Here is a 17264-nt window from a genome sequence, read left to right as displayed (position 1 = left end):
CATGAAACCGCACTATTTTGGTATAAAGCGCTTTAGCTCGTCATTCTTCTTTAGTCATTTTTTTAAATATTAACTGCCCCATTACGCCACCGCCACCATCATTTGGGTGGTTAACACCATCCATTACATTCACAGATGCAAAATCAAATGGTGAGACACCTTCTAAACAGGCAGCATTTACCCCGTATTCCTCTGGGTTTGATCGCCGTTGATGAAAGGTATAAATACCGCACACCGAACAAAAAAAATGAACAGCTTGATGAGTATTAAAACGATATTCTGTTAACTTATCTTTTCCTTCCAAAAGTTTAATCCCTGATAATGGTGCAGAAACAGCGACAGCCCCTCTCATCGCACAGAAAGAACAATTGCAGCGCCTAGCCGTATTTAACCCATCGGTTAATTTCACTGTAAACTTTATTGCCCCACAGTGGCATTGAGCTTTAATCGCGTTCATTTGTTTCCCCTTTTATCGGTATCACCTCTAATTTACGTTCAATGAGTTCATCTTATTTAAGGAATTCATGCTTTTTCATTCGGGACAATAAAGACAATGCTCTTTCTATAGAAATAAACAACAACTTGCTGAATTCAAAATAGTTCAACAAACCACTACCATTTAGCTGTTTTTTTAGTTAAGTTGTTTGGTTATCGGCATAAAATATGCTGATCCCGTTCCCCGAAAAGCAATATTCAGCTTCCCCCCGCAGGTTCAGCTAATCAACTATTGTTGTTTTCGGTACAGATCCGCTATGCTATGCGGATCTAAATAAAGATAGACATCCACGCTACAGATGTAGCATTTATATTCACCATAGGATTATCGGTGCCATGCAAGAACAATATCGTCCAGAAGATATAGAGCCTAAAGTACAGCGTCACTGGGATGAAAAAGAAACTTTCAAAGTGACAGAAGACAACAGCAAAGAAAAATACTACTGCCTGTCCATGCTACCTTACCCTTCTGGTCGACTACACATGGGCCACGTACGTAACTACACCATCGGTGACGTTATTTCTCGTTACCAACGCATGTTAGGGAAAAATGTACTCCAACCAATCGGTTGGGATGCGTTTGGCCTACCTGCTGAAGGTGCTGCGGTTAAAAACAATACAGCTCCTGCACCTTGGACATACGCCAATATCGATTACATGAAAGGCCAGCTAAAAATGTTGGGCTTTGGTTACGACTGGAACCGTGAAGTCACAACCTGTACCCCTGAGTATTACCGTTGGGAACAATGGTTCTTCACTAAATTATATGAAAAAGGTTTAGTGTATAAAAAAACCTCAGCGGTTAACTGGTGCCCACACGATTTAACTGTACTCGCCAATGAGCAAGTTGTTGATGGTTGCTGCTGGCGTTGTGATACCCCAGTTGAACGCAAAGAAATCCCACAATGGTTTATTAAAATCACAGATTACGCAGAAGAACTGCTCAATGACCTCGATAAACTCGAAGATTGGCCAGAGCAAGTCAAAACGATGCAACGTAACTGGATAGGCCGCTCAGAAGGGACTGAAATCACCTTTAATGTAGCCGAACGTGATGAAACATTAACCGTTTATACTACCCGCCCAGACACTTTTATGGGGGCGACTTACGTGGCTGTTGCCGCAGGTCACCCTTTAGCTAAAGAGGCAGCGACTAACAACCCTGAATTAGCTCAATTTATTGATGAGTGCCGTAATACCAAAACCGCAGAAGCGGATATGGCAACCATGGATAAAAAAGGGATGGCAACAGGGTTATTCGTTGTGCATCCATTAACCCAAGAAAAACTGCCAATTTGGGTCGCTAACTTTGTTTTAATGGAATACGGTACGGGTGCTGTCATGGCAGTTCCTGCTCACGACCAACGTGACTGGGAGTTTGCACACAAATACAACTTACCTATCAAAGCCGTTATTGCTGATGCAGAAGGCAACGAGCCTGATTTATCGCAAGAAGCTATGACGGATAAAGGTTCTCTGATTAATTCAGGTGAATTTAGCGGGTTAGATCACGAAGCTGGTTTCAATGCGATATCAGACAAACTGGTTGCTCTTGGCGCAGGTCAACGTAAAGTAAATTATCGTTTACGTGACTGGGGAGTTTCACGTCAACGTTATTGGGGTGCACCTATCCCAATGGCAACATTAGAAGATGGCACAGTCGTTCCAATTCCTGAAGATCAACTGCCAGTAATTTTACCTGAAGATGTCGTAATGAATGGTATTACTAGCCCGATTAAAGCCGACCCTGAGTGGGCTAAAATCACGATTAATGGTCAGCCAGCCCTACGTGAAACAGATACCTTCGATACTTTCATGGAATCATCTTGGTATTACGCTCGGTATACATGCCCACAACACAATGAGGGTATGTTAGACCCAACTGCGGCTAACTATTGGTTACCGGTTGATCAGTACATTGGTGGTATCGAACACGCTATCATGCACTTAATGTATTTCCGTTTCTTCCATAAATTAATGCGTGATGCAGGCTTAGTAAACTCCGATGAGCCAGCTAAACGTCTGCTGTGCCAAGGCATGGTATTAGCTGATGCATTCTACTACACCGGGAGTGACGGCCAGCGCGTTTGGGTTTCTCCAGCAGAAGCGATTGTTGAACGTGACGATAAGAACCGTATTATTAAAGCTGTAGACGCAGAAGGCCATGAACTGGTTTATACCGGTATGAGCAAGATGTCTAAGTCGAAAAACAACGGTATTGACCCACAATTAATGGTCGAAAAATACGGTGCCGATACCGTTCGTCTGTTTATGATGTTCGCCGCACCACCTGAATTAACCCTTGAATGGCAAGAATCTAGCGTAGAAGGTGCGAACCGCTTTGTTCGCCGTGTTTGGCGTTTAGTACACGAACACTCACAAAAAGGGGCAACCTTACCTTTAGATATCAGCACGTTAACGCCAGAGCAAAAAGACTTACGTCGCGACCTGCACAAAACGATAGCTAAAGTTACCGACGATGTTGGCCGCCGCTATGCATTCAACACTGCTATTGCTGCTGTGATGGAGTTCATGAACAAACTCGTTCGTGCCCCACAAGAGAGCGAACAGGACCGTGCGTTAGTTCAAGAATCTCTAGAAGCAATTACGTTAATGTTGTCACCGATTATCCCACATGCTTGCTTCGAAATGTGGCAAGCGCTTGGGCATAATGAAGATATTGATTTTGCTTCTTGGCCAGTTGCTGATGAGCAAGCGATGATTGATGACACCAAGCTGGTTGTTGTTCAAGTTAATGGTAAAGTCCGTGGTCGCATAACAGTTCCTGCTGATGCAAACCAAGAGTTTGTACTGGATATGGCACAAAAAGAGTCTAGCGTAGCGAAATACCTTGAAGGTGTTAGCATCCGCAAAGTAATCTATGTTCCAGGCAAATTGCTAAACCTTGTTGTAGGTTAATAGTTAGGTTGATGGCTGATAAGGAGGCCAGGTGCGTTATCTGATAACTTTATTTTTGAGCCTGGCGGTGCTAGTCACCGCAGGCTGCGGTTTTCGCCTTCAAGGAACCACCCAAATTCCTGAAGAACTGAAAACGTTGCAGCTGAGTTCAAGTGACCCATATGGCTATCCTACAAGGGCACTTAGGGAGCAGTTACGGCTGAATAACGTAACAATCCTTGAAACAGGCAACGCAAGTGTCCCTATTTTGAAAGTCCTCGGTTCCAATGAAAACACGGAAACCGTTTCGATTTATCAAGATGGTAAAGCAGCAGAAAAGCAACTTACACTTGTTATGAATGCGCAAGTGTTGATGCCTGATGGCGCTATTTACCCGCTACAAAGTCGTGTTGAGCGTACTTTCTTTGACAACCCTTTAGAAGCACTTGCGAAAGATGCAGAAAAAGAAATTGTTAGGCAAGAAATGCAGGAGCAAGCTGCACGTAACTTAGTTCGTAAGTTACTGCTTGTCCACTCAGCCGAACTTGAAAAAGCAAAAAACCAAGCGGCTGATACGAACACGCAACCATAATGACGCGTATTTACCCTGAACAGCTGGCCTCTTCGTTACAAGAAACGCTAAGAGGCCGCTATTTGATTTGGGGCAATGAGCCCCTTCTACTTCAAGAAAGTCAAGATGCCATCCGCAAAGCTGCCCAACAACAAGGCTTTGAGGAACATTTTGTGTATTCTCTTGAGCAGAACACTGACTGGGATGAAATTTTTAGCCAATGTCAGGCGCTAAGCTTATTCGCTAGTCGTCAAACTCTGACGCTGTTATTACCTGAAAATGGCCCCAACGCAGCAATGGCGGAAAAATTAAGCCAGTTGTCGCAGTTACTTCACCCAGATCTACTCCTTGTACTACGTGGACATAAACTAACAAAAGCCCAAGAAAACAGCGGGTGGTTTAAAGCCCTCAGTAAAGAGGCCGTGTATGTCAGTTGCCTGACGCCTGAATACCAACGGCTCCCTCAGTGGGTATCGAAACGCGCCTACAGTATGCGCTTATCTTTAGAAGCCGAAGCCAACCAACTGCTCTGTTATTGCTACGAAGGTAATTTACTAGGTTTGGCGCAAGCCCTTGAACGCCTGTCATTACTGTACCCTGATGGCAAACTCACCTACCCCCGAGTTGAAAATGCAGTTAATGATTCTGCCCATTTTACACCGTACCATTGGGTCGACGCGTTACTTGCAGGTAAATCACGCCGTTCATGGCATATTTTAGAACAACTTCAACATGAAGATGTTGAACCCGTCATTTTGTTACGTTCAATACAACGTGAATTAATACTGCTTATTACGTTAAAACGCCAATCAGTCACAACACCATTGAAAACGTTATTTGACCAACACAAAGTTTGGCAAAACCGCCGTGGAATGATCTCTGAAGCACTACAGCGTTTAACGTTGCATCAATTACAATCTGCACTAATGTTATTAACACAAGCTGAAATCCATATTAAACAAGATTTTAGTCACTCAGCATGGCCTGACCTACAATCACTATCTATGTTATTATGTGGTAAAGCATTTGCAGAGAATTTTATTCATGACTGACCATTTTTCGCCTAAAGATAAACACAATCACCTTCAAGCGTTATTTGGTGGGACATTTGACCCGATCCACTTCGGTCATTTACGCCCTGTTCAGGCTCTAGCTCAACAAGTTGGGTTAGAAAAAATTATTTTATTACCCAATCATGTCCCGCCACACCGTCCGCAACCAGAGGCTACCCCATTGCAGCGTTTGGAAATGGTAAAATTAGCGGTTAAAAATAACCCGTTATTTGCCATCGACACTCGTGAGCTAGAAAAAGATAGCCCTTCATATACGATAGAAACACTTTCTCAACTACGCCAAGAAATGGGACCAACCCAACCCCTTGCGTTTATCATTGGGCAAGATTCATTGTTATCTATTAATACATGGTACAAATGGGAGAAAATTCTTGATAATTGCCACTTATTAGTTTGTGCCCGCCCAGGATATGCTACGCAATTTACCGACCCCAAAATGCAAGCTTGGCTGGTACAACATCAAGCCACAACACCCTCGCAACTAAGCCAATCTGCCAATGGTTATATTTTTATTGGTGACACCCCTCTTATCAATATTTCTGCCACAGAAATACGTGAAAAACTAAATGCAGGGGACACCTGTAGCGAGCTTATCCCTGAAACCGTTCTTCAATATATTCACCAACAGCACCTTTACCAACGATAAGGAAGTTCTCTTATGGGGATGCAATTAGGGTAAGGTTCAAAAAAATATTGTTCACTCAAATAGTTATCAGGGTATTGCACCAATAATTGGCGCATCATTGCTAACGGCTGGCTTATTGGTAAATTCCCTTCTCGATAATCATTGATCAACCATAACAACCGTTTTTTTTCATCTGAGGTTGCTTTACGTTTAAAATATCCTTGCATATGGCTAAGCGCATTTACTTGAATATTTCTAGCTGGAAGGGACGAAAATATTTCCATTAGCCCTGCTTTGTAGTGGTTAAAAAAACCGTGGAGATCGCTTCCCTTACAAATACTTGCCACTAAGCGGCCAGTTAATTGATACCCCACAGGAGAATATGCCATTATCAAATATTTATGGCGGCTATGAAATTGGATGATTTCAGCCTGTGTTAGGTGTTGGCATAAGTTATTAAGCCTTTGCAAAACATACAGTTTCGTTAAGAAACTATCCCAGTAGTCGACATCATGCCATTGCTCGTCAGTGATCACCGCAATACTCGCTGGAAATAACCCAGCCAATTGAAGCCTATCTTGCGCAGCACAAATAATGCCATCTACGCGGTTGTGGGCTGAATTGACAACATCAGCCGTTAGGTATTCCACAATAGGCTCTACCCATGGTTGAATTTTCATGGGGAGATGACTAACCCCTTCAAATACGAAAATATTTGGCTTCATTATTTGCACAATATCCATCTCACTCTAAAATATTTGCTAGGGTGCGAATTTGTTGAGTTATTTTGTAAAGTTAACACAAACCTCTTGCTCAAGTGAGCAGATATCCCTATAAATTTCACTCCATAATGAATAAAAAAGAATTTAGCCGATTTTTCTTAAAATCTAGGGTAAAATGGCTTCGCTGAGAATGATTTTGATTCATTAGCTATCAGCAAACGCTTTATCTACAAACTACAAACAGTGTTTAATGTAATATTCTGTTTATTTGAATGAAAGGTGAACCTTTTGCAAGGAACTGAACTCCAACAATTTATTATCGATCAGCTTGATGATGCCAAAGCAGAAGACATTATCACTATCGATGTTCAAGGGAAATCAAGTATTACCGATCAGATGATCATCTGTACAGGGACATCAAGCCGCCATCTGATGTCTGTCGCTGACCGGTTAATAGATGCCTGCCGTAAAAATGGTTTAATGCCATTAGGTGTTGAAGGGCAAGGCATTTCTGATTGGATCGTAGTAGACCTAGGTGATGCTATTGTGCATATTATGCAAGACGAAAGCCGCCGCATGTACGAATTAGAAAAACTCTGGAGCTGAGTTTGAAATTACAACTCATCGCCGTTGGAACAAAAATGCCGGACTGGGTCCAGACCGGCTTTATGGATTACCTCCACCGTTTCCCTAAAGATATGCCGTTTGAATTAACGGAGATACCCGCTGGGAAACGCGGGAAAAACGCAGATATAAAACGCATTTTAGAAAAAGAAGGCGAGTTAATGCTCGCAGCCGTGGGTAAAGGAAACCGTATTGTCACCTTGGATATTCCAGGAGATCGCTGGGATACTCCCAAACTGGCCATTCAATTGGATAAGTGGAAACAAGATGGCCGTAATGTCAGCTTATTGATCGGTGGTCCCGAAGGGCTAGCTCCCGCTTGTAAGGCGGCGGCTGAGCAAAGTTGGTCATTATCACCACTTACGCTTCCTCACCCACTAGTTCGTGTCCTTGTTGCCGAAAGTCTTTATCGCGCATGGAGTATTACGACTAATCACCCTTATCATAGGGAATAGTTTGGTTTGAATAAGTTCAAAATGGCAATGGGATGAAAACACAACGCACCCCTTTTCGCGACCACACCGCAGAATCTGTTTTGTTTATCCGCCGAGCGCTTATTGCTTTCGGCGTGATTGTCATTTTAACCTCGATCCTCGTGACCAATTTGTACCATTTACAAATTGTTCGCCATGAGGATTACCAAACTCGCTCTAATGATAACCGAATCAAATTGGTGCCCATTGCACCAAGCCGTGGCATTATCTACGATCGGCAAGGAACACAGCTCGCCCTAAATAGCACTTTTTATCAGTTAGAAATCGTGCCAGAGAAAGTCGATAACCTACAAGAAACCTTAGACAAACTTCGTGATATCGTTGATTTAACCGATGAGGATATTGCTAATTTTGAAAAAGAACGTAAGCGCTCACGTCGTTTTACCTCTATCGCCTTAAAAACACAATTAAATGAAGTTCAAGTGGCTCGCTTTGCCGTAAACCAATACCACTTCCCCGGTTTAGAAGTTAAAAGTTATCAACGTCGCTCCTATCCATATGGTTCTGCATTGACCCATGTCATCGGCTACGTCGCTAAAATTAATGATAAAGACATCGAGCGCCTTGATAAAGACGGGTTATTACCTAACTATGCGGCTAGCCATGATATTGGTAAATTAGGCATCGAGCGTTATTATGAAAGTGTATTACACGGTAAAACAGGCTATGAAGAAGTCGAAGTTAACAGCCGAGGGCGGGTTATTCGCCAGCTTCATGAACAACCGCCTCAAGCTGGCCGGGATATCTATTTAACGATTGATCTCGAGTTACAAATCTATATTGAAAAATTATTAACCACTAGCCGTGCTGCTGTCGTAGTGACAGACCCACGCAACGGGGAAATACTGGCGCTGGTTTCTAACCCAAGCTATGACTCAAACCTGTTCGTCAACGGTATCTCAAACAAAGATTACCAAGCGTTACTGAATAACCCTGATAGGCCGTTGATTAACCGAACAACCCAAGGGCTTTACCCCCCAGCCTCAACCGTAAAACCCTTTATTTCTGTTGCCGCATTGAGTGAAAAAGTCATCACGCCCAACACCACAATATTTGACCCCGGTTGGTGGCAACTCCCCGGCTCAGAAAAACGCTACCGAGATTGGAAACGCTGGGGCCATGGTAAGCTGAATGTGATGAAATCTATTATTGAGTCTGCAGATACCTTCTTCTACCAAGTTGCCTATGATATGGGTATTGACCGTCTCTCTGTATGGATGACCCGCTTTGGCTTTGGCGAGTACACTGGGATCGACCTTGCCGAAGAGCGTTCAGGCATTATGCCTACTCGTGAGTGGAAACAAAAACGTTATAAGAAACCTTGGTACCAAGGGGATACTATTCCAGTCGGGATCGGCCAAGGCTATTGGACTGCTACCCCAATTCAAATGTCAAAGGCCTTAATGACCTTAATCAATGACGGTCAGGTCAAAACGCCTCACTTACTTTATGGCACCAAACTTGGTAATGCCATGGTGCCTTATGAAGATAAAGAAACCACTCAAATTGGGGACATTCATTCGGGTTATTGGGAACTCGCTAAACAGGGGATGTATGGCGTAGCCAATGCACCTAATGGTACAGGTCGTCGTAGTTTTATCGGTACCCCTTATAAAGCTGCCGCGAAGTCTGGAACGGCTCAAGTCTTTAGTTATGAAACCTATAATGCAAGTAAACTCGCCGAGCACTTGCGTGACCATAAATTGATGATTGCTTATGCGCCTTATGATAAGCCAACTATCGCTGTCACTATTATTTTAGAAAATGGCGGCGCAGGTCCTTCTGTAGGGGACATAGTGCGGCAAATATTTGACCATGTTCTTCTTGGTGATAACCGTACAGAAATTGCCACCTCACCAACTAGCGCTGGGGAGGACCGCTGATGTCCCGTTCAAGCTATCAGCTTCAACCAAATACAGTGAGCTATAAAAAAGATGACAGACGATAAGAAAAAAATTTCATTATCAACACGTCTGCACATAGATGTGCCTATGCTATTAATTATCATGGCATTGCTTGCCTATAGCGCGTTTATTATGTGGAGCGCTAGTGGTCAAGACCCTGAAATGATGGAGCGAAAGCTAGGGCAAATAGCTTCTGGCTTTATTGTAATGATCGTTATGGCTCAAATTCCCCCTCGAATGTATGAAAATTGGGCTCCACATCTGTTTATCTTTTGTGTCATTTTATTAGTTTTTGTCGATGTGTTTGGGCAAATCAGTAAAGGGGCCCAACGTTGGCTAGACCTCGGTTTTATTCGTTTCCAACCTTCAGAAATTGCAAAGATAGCGGTGCCACTTATGGTTGCCCGCTTTATGAATCGTGATTTGTGTCCCCCTTCATTTAAAAATACACTGATTGCACTCGTCCTCATTTTTGTACCGACATTATTAGTGGCTGCGCAGCCTGACCTTGGAACATCAATCCTTGTGGCGGCTTCGGGGTTATTTGTCTTATTTCTTGCTGGGATGAGTTGGCGGCTGATTGCTATTGCTGCTATCGCCCTAGCGGCCTTCATTCCATTGCTGTGGTTCTTCTTGATGCATGGCTACCAACGGGCTCGTGTCATGATGTTATTGGACCCAGAAACTGACCCATTAGGTGCGGGCTACCATATTATTCAATCAAAAATTGCGATTGGTTCTGGTGGGTTAATGGGGAAAGGTTGGCTGCACGGTACACAATCACAACTTGAATTTTTACCTGAAAGGCACACTGACTTTATTTTTGCTGTATTAGCCGAAGAACTTGGCTTAGTCGGTGTTCTTATCCTTCTTGGCTTATATATTTTGCTGATTATCCGCGGGCTCTATATTGCCGCCAGCGCACAAAATACCTTTGGTCGAGTGATGGTTGGTGGTTTGATCTTAATCCTTTTTGTATATGTGTTTGTGAATATCGGCATGGTCAGTGGTATATTACCTGTCGTTGGCGTTCCCCTCCCCTTAGTGAGTTATGGCGGTTCTGCCTTAATTGTTTTAATGGCTGGATTCGGTATTATCATGTCGATACATACACACCGAAGATTCCTTTCAAAAAGTTTATAAAATGAGGCTTAGTATGCGTTTACAATGGATAATGCTTGGTGTCACTGCCGCGCTACTTAGTGGCTGTGTTACAGAAGAGGTTAAGCAACCCGCCCAAGTGCCAACCAATGTGCCCACTCAAGATGTATTAGGTGCTGAACCTCATTATGAGCCATATCACCCAACAGCAAATAGTGATTACTCACGTAATGGCCAGCAATACCAAATCGTACGTGACCCGGCACAATTTAGCCAAGTTGGCTACGCTTCAATTTATGGTGCTGAATCAACAGGCAATATGACTGCCATTGGTGAACGAGTTAACCCCGTAGAATTAACCGCAGCACACCCGACTTTGCCAATCCCTAGTTATGTGCGTATTACCAATATGATGAATGGCCGCATGATGGTGGTTCGAGTCAACGACCGTGGCCCTTATATGCAAGGTAAAAGCATTGCTATTTCTCGGGCTGCGGCTGACCGCTTAAATTTATTACCAACCACTAAGATTAAAATAGACGCTATCCAAGTCGCCCAAGACGGTACACTTTCTGGTACCGGTACTGTCGGCTCTAATTTTGTTAAGCAGAGCTATGCACTACCTGGGCGCCCACAGCTAGGTTCAGGCCCTATGGGAACGCCTGTGATGGAAAACTTACCAACGCCAGAAAATGCGTTGCCTGTCCAACAGCCCAAAGAACCTATGCAACCAGTGATGCCAGATATGAGCTTACAAACCCCTACGCCAGAGCCACAACCCGCGGCCGAAGAAGCGGTGCCTGAGCGTGGCTTTTTAGTCCAAGCGGGTGCAATTAGCAGCCAACCGAACGCACAAAAAATGCTGGATGAACTAAAAACACAATTTAATGTTCCTGGGCGTTTACAACCCTACAATGGTATCTACCGGGTTCAATTAGGGCCGTTTAGTACTCGACAACAAGCTGTTGAAGTACAGGGCCGTCTACAATCAGAAAAAAACCAAACTTCGATGGTAGTCGCACCTTAAATCTGAATACATACCAAACATTTTAGGTCTCTCAACATTGTGATGATGTTGATGGGGCCTAAAGTATGACTGTATCAAACTGACAAAAATAATTGGTGGAGCGCAAAAGTGGCTTTTTTCTTGCCCTATTCTTTTGCTAAACTGCGCCTCCTTGTGTTAACCGAATTTCGGATGTAAATGGTAAAACCATGAATAATGTCGCTCCATCACGCATCGTGCGTTATACAGTGCTGGGTTCTGCTCTGCTTCTTTTGACTGCCAGTATTGCAAATGCCAATGACAGCTTTCCAAATACTTCAATTCCCGCAGCACCAGCCATAGATGCTGAAGCCTATATACTCATTGATTATAATTCAGGAAAAGTTCTCGCTGAAAGTAATGCGGATCAGCGTCGTGACCCAGCCAGTTTAACCAAGATGATGACCAGTTATGTTATTGGTCAGGCGATTAAATCAGGTAAAATTGGTGCAAATGACATAGTCACCGTGGGTAATGATGCATGGGCAACCGGTAACCCTGTGTTTAAAGGCTCATCCTTGATGTTCTTAAAACCAGGAGATCGAGTCAGCGTTTCTCAACTGACTCGTGGGATTAACCTGCAATCAGGTAACGATGCTTGTGTTGCAATGGCTGATTATATCGCTGGAGATCAAACCAATTTTGTTCAATTAATGAATGGATATGTGAATAAATTAGGTTTGAAAAACACCCATTTTGAAACTGTTCATGGCTTAGATGCAGAAGGCCAGTATAGCTCCGCACGTGATATGGCGCTTATTGGTCAAGCTTTAGTACGTGATGTACCAGAAGAATATGCCATTTACAAAGAAAAAGAATTTACCTTTAACAACATCCGCCAAATTAACCGTAACGGTTTGTTGTGGGATAAGAGCCTTGCTGTTGATGGGATCAAAACAGGTCACACAAATGCCGCAGGTTTCAACCTTGTTGCATCCGCAACAGATGGTGATATGCGTTTAATTTCCGTTGTGATGGGTGGGAAAAGCAGCAAAGGACGTGATGCTGAAAGTAAAAAATTACTCACTTATGGTTTCCGTTTCTATGAAACAGTTAAACCATTACAAGCTAACGTTGATTTTGCGAGTGTTCCTGTTTGGTTTGGTGATGAAAATGAAGTGAAATTAGGTGTAGTGGATGACCTATACTTAACGATACCTCGGGGACGGTTAAAAGATTTAAAAGCCAGCTATGAACTGTCAACGACAGAATTACAAGCGCCTTTGACCAAAGGTCAGCAAGTCGGTACGATCAGCTTCCAGCTCGATGGAAAAACTATTGAACAACACCCTTTAGCCGTTCTAAAAGATGTTGAAGAAGGTGGCTTTTTCAGCCGATTAATTGACTATATCAAACTATTATTTCACCGTTGGTTTGGCTAGGGCTTGAAACAAAAATAAATCACCCCCATATAGTAAGCATCGAAATGTTTGTTGGATGAATACTTTTGATTGGCTGGTTTAATACCAGCCAATCTTTTTCAACCAGCGACACAATTTAAAAAATTAGGAGTGCCCATGAAAACGAAATTAGGTGAACTGCTTGAGTTCCCATGTCCATTAACTTACAAAGTGATGGGCTTGGCACAGCCTGAGTTGGTTGATCAAGTGATTGAAGTTGTTCAGCGTCATGCGCCTGGTGATTACTCTCCCGATGTGAAACCAAGTAGCAAAGGCAACTATCACTCAGTTTCTATTACTATTAATGCAACACATATCGAACAGGTTGAAACCTTGTATAGCGAATTAGGCGCATTAGAATTAGTTAAAGTTGTGCTTTAATCAACGAGTAAATAAAAAACCAAATAGTGAAGTGACCCCCAATAGCTGGACAACCAATTACTGGGGGTTTTTTATGCCAAAATACAGCCGAGATTTAAAAATTATCATTGCTAACCATTAATTCTGTATCTACTCACTTATATACAACAAGCTAATACCTTGACAACTTGATGTGTAACAAACATAGGCGTTATACTGACCTAACGATAATGACAACGTGGACGCTTAATTTTGTCAGACAGAAGTATAATCATCCGCCAACTTGGCCTCGCGCCTTACCAACCCGTTTCTGATGCGATGCACCAATTTACGCAATGCCGTACGCCTGAAACCTGCGACGAAATTTGGCTCGTTGAACACCCCCGAGTATTTACTCAAGGCCAAGCTGGTAAAGCCGAGCACGTACTTGCTCCTGGCGATATCCCAGTCATTCAAAGTGATCGGGGAGGCCAAGTTACCTACCATGGCCCCGGCCAGCAAGTCATGTATGTTATGCTAGACTTAAAACGCAATAAACTTGGTGTGCGTGAGTTAGTCACCGCACTAGAAAACACGGTTGTGAATACCCTCGCCCATTTTCATATCGAAGCTTACCCTCGCCCCGATGCGCCCGGTGTATATGTTAACGGGGACAAAATTTGTTCTCTTGGTTTACGCATTAGGCAAGGCTGTTCTTTCCATGGACTTGCTTTAAATATCGATATGGACCTTGAGCCATTTAACCGTATAAACCCTTGTGGTTACAGTGAATTAAAGATGACTCAGATTAGTGATCTTGCTCCCAAAGTGTCATTATCTGATGTTCAGCCTGTGCTAATCCGTCAATTCTGTGACACACTAGGATTTCATATTGTTCAATAATAATGCTATAATTTTTTAACATTTTTAAACTATTTTTTAATGAATGGGTTACGGCTTTCCATTCGGTTTTATTTAGAATTAAAAATTATCCATCAGCATAAAAGATAACTGGAACCGTCATATTATGAGTAAACCAATTCAGATAGAACGCGGAATTAAATATCGTGACGCCGACAAAATGGCGCTGATCCCTGTCAAAAACGTTGTGACTGAACGAGAAGAAATTCTACGTAAACCTGACTGGATGAAAATTAGGCTTCCCGCTGACTCAACTCGTATTCAAGGCATTAAAGCCGCTATGCGTAAAAATGGTCTACATTCGGTATGTGAAGAAGCCTCCTGCCCAAACCTTTCCGAGTGCTTTAACCATGGTACAGCAACCTTTATGATCTTAGGTGCTATCTGTACTCGACGTTGCCCATTTTGTGATGTTGCCCACGGTCGTCCAAACGCGCCAGATGCCAATGAGCCAGAAAAATTAGCGCAAACAATCAAAGATATGGCATTACGGTATGTCGTTATTACTTCTGTGGACCGAGACGACCTACGTGATGGTGGCGCACAGCACTTTGCGGATTGTATTCGTGCTATTCGCGAAAAAAACCCTTCAATTAAAATTGAAACATTAGTCCCTGACTTTCGTGGGCGTATGGATCGCGCACTAGAAATTCTGACCGCAACGCCACCAGATGTCTTTAACCATAATCTTGAAAACGTACCACGCGTTTATCGCCAAGTTCGCCCAGGCGCGAATTATGAATGGTCATTAAAATTACTCGAAAAATTTAAAGAAGCGCACCCTGATATCCCGACTAAATCAGGGCTAATGGTTGGGTTAGGCGAAACGAACGCCGAAATTATTGAAGTTATGCGTGATTTACGCCGTCATGGCGTAACAATGCTAACGCTTGGTCAATACTTGCAACCGAGTCGCCATCATCTGCCTGTAAAACGCTATGTTAGCCCAGCAGAGTTTGACGAAATGAAAGAAGAGGCAATGGCAATGGGCTTCACCCACGCAGCTTGTGGGCCTTTTGTACGCTCGTCTTACCATGCAGACTTACAAGCTAAAGGTGAAGAGGTCAAATAACCCCCTAGCTTTTTGGTATGCTACATTATTTCTATAAAGCCGGATTCAACCTATTTGTTTAAATCCGGCTCTTGTCTTTTACTGCTTAATAAAAAACTCGCCCCAGTTAACTAGAGCGAGTTTATAGCTGTTAGTTTCTAATTGTTAATTATTAAAATTACAGAGAGACAACGTTAACAGCAGATGGGCCTTTAGCACCTTCAGTGATTTCAAATTCGACTTTCTGGCCTTCCGCTAAGGTTTTGAAACCTTCGCTTGCAATCGCAGAAAAGTGCACAAATACATCTTTGCTACCATCTTCTGGAGTGATAAAACCAAAACCTTTAGACTCGTTGAACCACTTAACGTTACCTTTAACTTTAGACATCAAATTATTACCTTTAAAATAAAATAGACACACCATCTGTATCAGGCTCAGTACATCAGATATCTAAGTTACTTGTCTACAACCTAGATCACGAAAATTGACTAAAAAAGTAAAAATATATTATTTATCGGTATTATCTGTGCAAATTCCACCCATAATTCTTACAAATAGCAATTATTACAACTAATAGTATTAGCTATAGTGAATTATTTAGATATTACTTCTCATGCAATAGTAACCAACCTTTAATATCTAGGCCGCCAGTATAACCGACTAGCTTTCCATCATGCCCTAATACACGATGACAAGGTACAATTAAAGAAATGGGGTTACGTGAATTAGCCATTCCAACAGCACGACAGTAATTTACAGAACCTAACTTTAAAGCCAAATCTTTATAGCTCCATCGCTCACCATAAGGTATCCCACATAAATGCTTCCAAACTTTCTTTTGAAACTCAGTTCCCTGAGGATTTAAAGCAACCGTAAAAACTTTTCTTTTATGACTAAAATATTCTTTTAACTCTTTCACGCAAAGTTTGGAGTGTTCATTCTTAATTTCTTTTTCTGTTTTTTCTTCAACAAAGTACAGGCTCGTTATTCCGTCATCATCAGCCGTAATATGGATCCACGGTTTAGGAAACTTTTCCGGTGTTTCTAAATATTGATGGTACATAGTATCTCCTTAAAAGGAATCAATTACCTGATTGTATATACAGTTATAGAGTAAATTATTTCCGCTTTGCAATAATCTTTTTTCTTAGTGTCACCAACTGAATCACTAAATCCACTTATTTTTTATTTTCAATGTTAATAACAACCTAGCAAATAATTAGAATAATTATCATTCAACTTTTCATATCCACTACATATTGTGTGGTTGATAAATAACTCACCCATATATAGTATTTACTTATTAATCTTGTTGGCTATGACACGTTAAAAAATCAAAAGGTAAATAATATGACTGAGATTACCATTTATAGTAAGCCTAATTGCGTTCAATGTAATGCAACATACCAAGCGCTAGATCGCAAACAAATTTCCTATCAGGTAATTGACCTCACTCAAGATGACCAAGCCCTTGAGCTAGTTAAAAAATTAGGCTATCAACAAGTCCCTGTAGTCATTGCTGGGGACAAACATTGGTCTGGGTTTCGTCCAGATATGATTAGCTTATTAGCGGCCTAGAGGTTCTTATGGCAACGGAAGCGCTTATCTATTTTTCCAGTCGTTCTGGAAATTGCCATCGCTTTGTTAAAAAGTTAGGCCTTCCAGCAACACGGCTCCCCATTGGTCGCCAAGAAAACAGCCTAATTGCAACAAAACCTTATGTTTTGTTGCTGCCTACTTATGGTGGTGGAGGCTTAAAGGGTGCCGTCCCAAAAGAAGTGATCCAATTTCTAAATATTGAAGCCAATCGCTCACTTATCCGTGGAGTGATCGCTGCGGGTAACACCAACTTTGGCGATGCCTATGCCATTGCTGGGGATATTGTCGCGCAAAAGTGCCGTATTCCTTACCTTTACCGTTTTGAGCTTCTTGGCACAGAAAAAGATGTTCAATCCGTTAAGCAAGGCCTTCAAATATTTTGGCAGCGTACTGACAACTAG

19 protein-coding genes are annotated in these 17264 nt (G+C 42.4%); 15 read left to right on the top strand and 4 right to left on the bottom strand.

Annotated elements, in window-relative coordinates:
- Positions 1 to 40 precede the first annotated feature (40 nt).
- Positions 41 to 457 (bottom strand): GFA family protein, encoded by a 417-nt coding sequence (locus tag ACPEH5_RS03940; RefSeq protein ID WP_042848361.1) that lies wholly within the window; start codon positions 455 to 457, stop codon positions 41 to 43.
- 374 nt (positions 458 to 831) lie between these two features.
- Between ACPEH5_RS03940 and leuS the strand changes: the two genes are divergently transcribed.
- The 4 genes from leuS to nadD are packed head-to-tail and all read left to right on the top strand — an operon-like array spanning position 832 to position 5683.
- The gene (leuS, locus tag ACPEH5_RS03935; RefSeq protein WP_048606348.1) at positions 832 to 3414 is read left to right on the top strand and encodes a leucine--tRNA ligase; all 2583 of its coding nucleotides are present in this window, start codon (positions 832 to 834) and stop codon (positions 3412 to 3414) included.
- Positions 3415 to 3445: 31 nt separating this feature from the next.
- Complete coding sequence (lptE, locus tag ACPEH5_RS03930) at positions 3446 to 3985, top strand: LPS assembly lipoprotein LptE (RefSeq protein ID WP_042848364.1); 540 nt, start codon at positions 3446 to 3448, stop codon at positions 3983 to 3985.
- On the top strand, positions 3985 to 5016 hold the full coding sequence (gene holA, locus ACPEH5_RS03925; RefSeq protein WP_042848365.1) for a DNA polymerase III subunit delta: 1032 nt from the start codon (positions 3985 to 3987) through the stop codon (positions 5014 to 5016). Before lptE ends, holA begins: the two co-directional genes overlap by 1 nt.
- The gene (gene nadD, locus ACPEH5_RS03920) at positions 5009 to 5683 is read left to right on the top strand and encodes a nicotinate-nucleotide adenylyltransferase (RefSeq protein ID WP_166687229.1); all 675 of its coding nucleotides are present in this window, start codon (positions 5009 to 5011) and stop codon (positions 5681 to 5683) included. Before holA ends, nadD begins: the two co-directional genes overlap by 8 nt.
- Here nadD and ACPEH5_RS03915 read toward each other — a convergent pair.
- The gene (locus ACPEH5_RS03915) at positions 5671 to 6342 is read right to left on the bottom strand and encodes a YbgA family protein (protein WP_226619104.1); all 672 of its coding nucleotides are present in this window, start codon (positions 6340 to 6342) and stop codon (positions 5671 to 5673) included. The genes nadD and ACPEH5_RS03915 overlap by 13 nt on opposite strands.
- 321 nt (positions 6343 to 6663) lie before the next feature.
- Here ACPEH5_RS03915 and rsfS point away from each other — a divergent pair, with 321 nt between their 5' ends.
- From rsfS to lipA, 9 genes are all read left to right on the top strand, one after another.
- Positions 6664 to 6990 (top strand): ribosome silencing factor, encoded by a 327-nt coding sequence (rsfS, locus tag ACPEH5_RS03910; protein ID WP_080750930.1) that lies wholly within the window; start codon positions 6664 to 6666, stop codon positions 6988 to 6990.
- A 2-nt stretch (positions 6991 to 6992) separates the two neighbouring features.
- Positions 6993 to 7463 (top strand): 23S rRNA (pseudouridine(1915)-N(3))-methyltransferase RlmH, encoded by a 471-nt coding sequence (gene rlmH, locus ACPEH5_RS03905; protein ID WP_048606343.1) that lies wholly within the window; start codon positions 6993 to 6995, stop codon positions 7461 to 7463.
- Between the two features lie 32 nt (positions 7464 to 7495).
- The gene (mrdA, locus tag ACPEH5_RS03900) at positions 7496 to 9385 is read left to right on the top strand and encodes a peptidoglycan DD-transpeptidase MrdA (RefSeq protein ID WP_042848372.1); all 1890 of its coding nucleotides are present in this window, start codon (positions 7496 to 7498) and stop codon (positions 9383 to 9385) included.
- A 51-nt stretch (positions 9386 to 9436) separates the two neighbouring features.
- The gene (gene mrdB, locus ACPEH5_RS03895) at positions 9437 to 10549 is read left to right on the top strand and encodes a peptidoglycan glycosyltransferase MrdB (RefSeq protein ID WP_042848373.1); all 1113 of its coding nucleotides are present in this window, start codon (positions 9437 to 9439) and stop codon (positions 10547 to 10549) included.
- Between the two features lie 13 nt (positions 10550 to 10562).
- Positions 10563 to 11534, top strand: coding sequence for an endolytic peptidoglycan transglycosylase RlpA (gene rlpA / locus ACPEH5_RS03890; protein ID WP_048606341.1), 972 nt, complete (start codon positions 10563 to 10565; stop codon positions 11532 to 11534).
- A 188-nt stretch (positions 11535 to 11722) separates the two neighbouring features.
- Positions 11723 to 12934 (top strand): D-alanyl-D-alanine carboxypeptidase DacA, encoded by a 1212-nt coding sequence (gene dacA, locus ACPEH5_RS03885; protein ID WP_042848376.1) that lies wholly within the window; start codon positions 11723 to 11725, stop codon positions 12932 to 12934.
- Between the two features lie 135 nt (positions 12935 to 13069).
- Entirely contained in the window at positions 13070 to 13333 is a 264-nt protein-coding gene (gene ybeD, locus ACPEH5_RS03880; protein WP_042848378.1) for a DUF493 family protein YbeD, read from the top strand.
- Positions 13334 to 13579: 246 nt separating this feature from the next.
- The gene (lipB, locus tag ACPEH5_RS03875) at positions 13580 to 14194 is read left to right on the top strand and encodes a lipoyl(octanoyl) transferase LipB (protein WP_370661216.1); all 615 of its coding nucleotides are present in this window, start codon (positions 13580 to 13582) and stop codon (positions 14192 to 14194) included.
- 124 nt (positions 14195 to 14318) lie between these two features.
- Positions 14319 to 15284: a lipoyl synthase gene (gene lipA / locus ACPEH5_RS03870; protein WP_042848383.1), complete on the top strand. Its 966-nt coding sequence runs from the start codon at positions 14319 to 14321 to the stop codon at positions 15282 to 15284.
- 157 nt (positions 15285 to 15441) lie between these two features.
- On the opposite strand, the gene cspE is transcribed toward lipA, so the two are convergent.
- Together cspE and ACPEH5_RS03860 are read right to left on the bottom strand one after the other, a co-directional pair.
- The gene (gene cspE / locus ACPEH5_RS03865; protein ID WP_014657708.1) at positions 15442 to 15651 is read right to left on the bottom strand and encodes a transcription antiterminator/RNA stability regulator CspE; all 210 of its coding nucleotides are present in this window, start codon (positions 15649 to 15651) and stop codon (positions 15442 to 15444) included.
- 217 nt (positions 15652 to 15868) lie between these two features.
- Positions 15869 to 16327: a methylated-DNA--[protein]-cysteine S-methyltransferase gene (locus ACPEH5_RS03860; RefSeq protein WP_042848385.1), complete on the bottom strand. Its 459-nt coding sequence runs from the start codon at positions 16325 to 16327 to the stop codon at positions 15869 to 15871.
- Positions 16328 to 16614: 287 nt separating this feature from the next.
- On the opposite strand from ACPEH5_RS03860, the gene nrdH reads away from it, so the two are divergent.
- Both nrdH and nrdI read left to right on the top strand, forming a co-directional pair.
- Positions 16615 to 16842 (top strand): glutaredoxin-like protein NrdH, encoded by a 228-nt coding sequence (gene nrdH / locus ACPEH5_RS03855; RefSeq protein WP_042848387.1) that lies wholly within the window; start codon positions 16615 to 16617, stop codon positions 16840 to 16842.
- An 8-nt stretch (positions 16843 to 16850) separates the two neighbouring features.
- Entirely contained in the window at positions 16851 to 17264 is a 414-nt protein-coding gene (gene nrdI / locus ACPEH5_RS03850) for a class Ib ribonucleoside-diphosphate reductase assembly flavoprotein NrdI (protein WP_042848388.1), read from the top strand.

Origin of the sequence: Providencia sp. NPDC089933, from assembly GCF_049545585.1 — a bacterium.
In the GTDB taxonomy this organism is placed as follows: Bacteria; Pseudomonadota; Gammaproteobacteria; order Enterobacterales; family Enterobacteriaceae; genus Providencia; species Providencia huashanensis.
The sequence above is the reverse complement of the archived record's forward strand: the minus strand, read 5'-3'. Positions and strand labels throughout refer to the sequence as shown.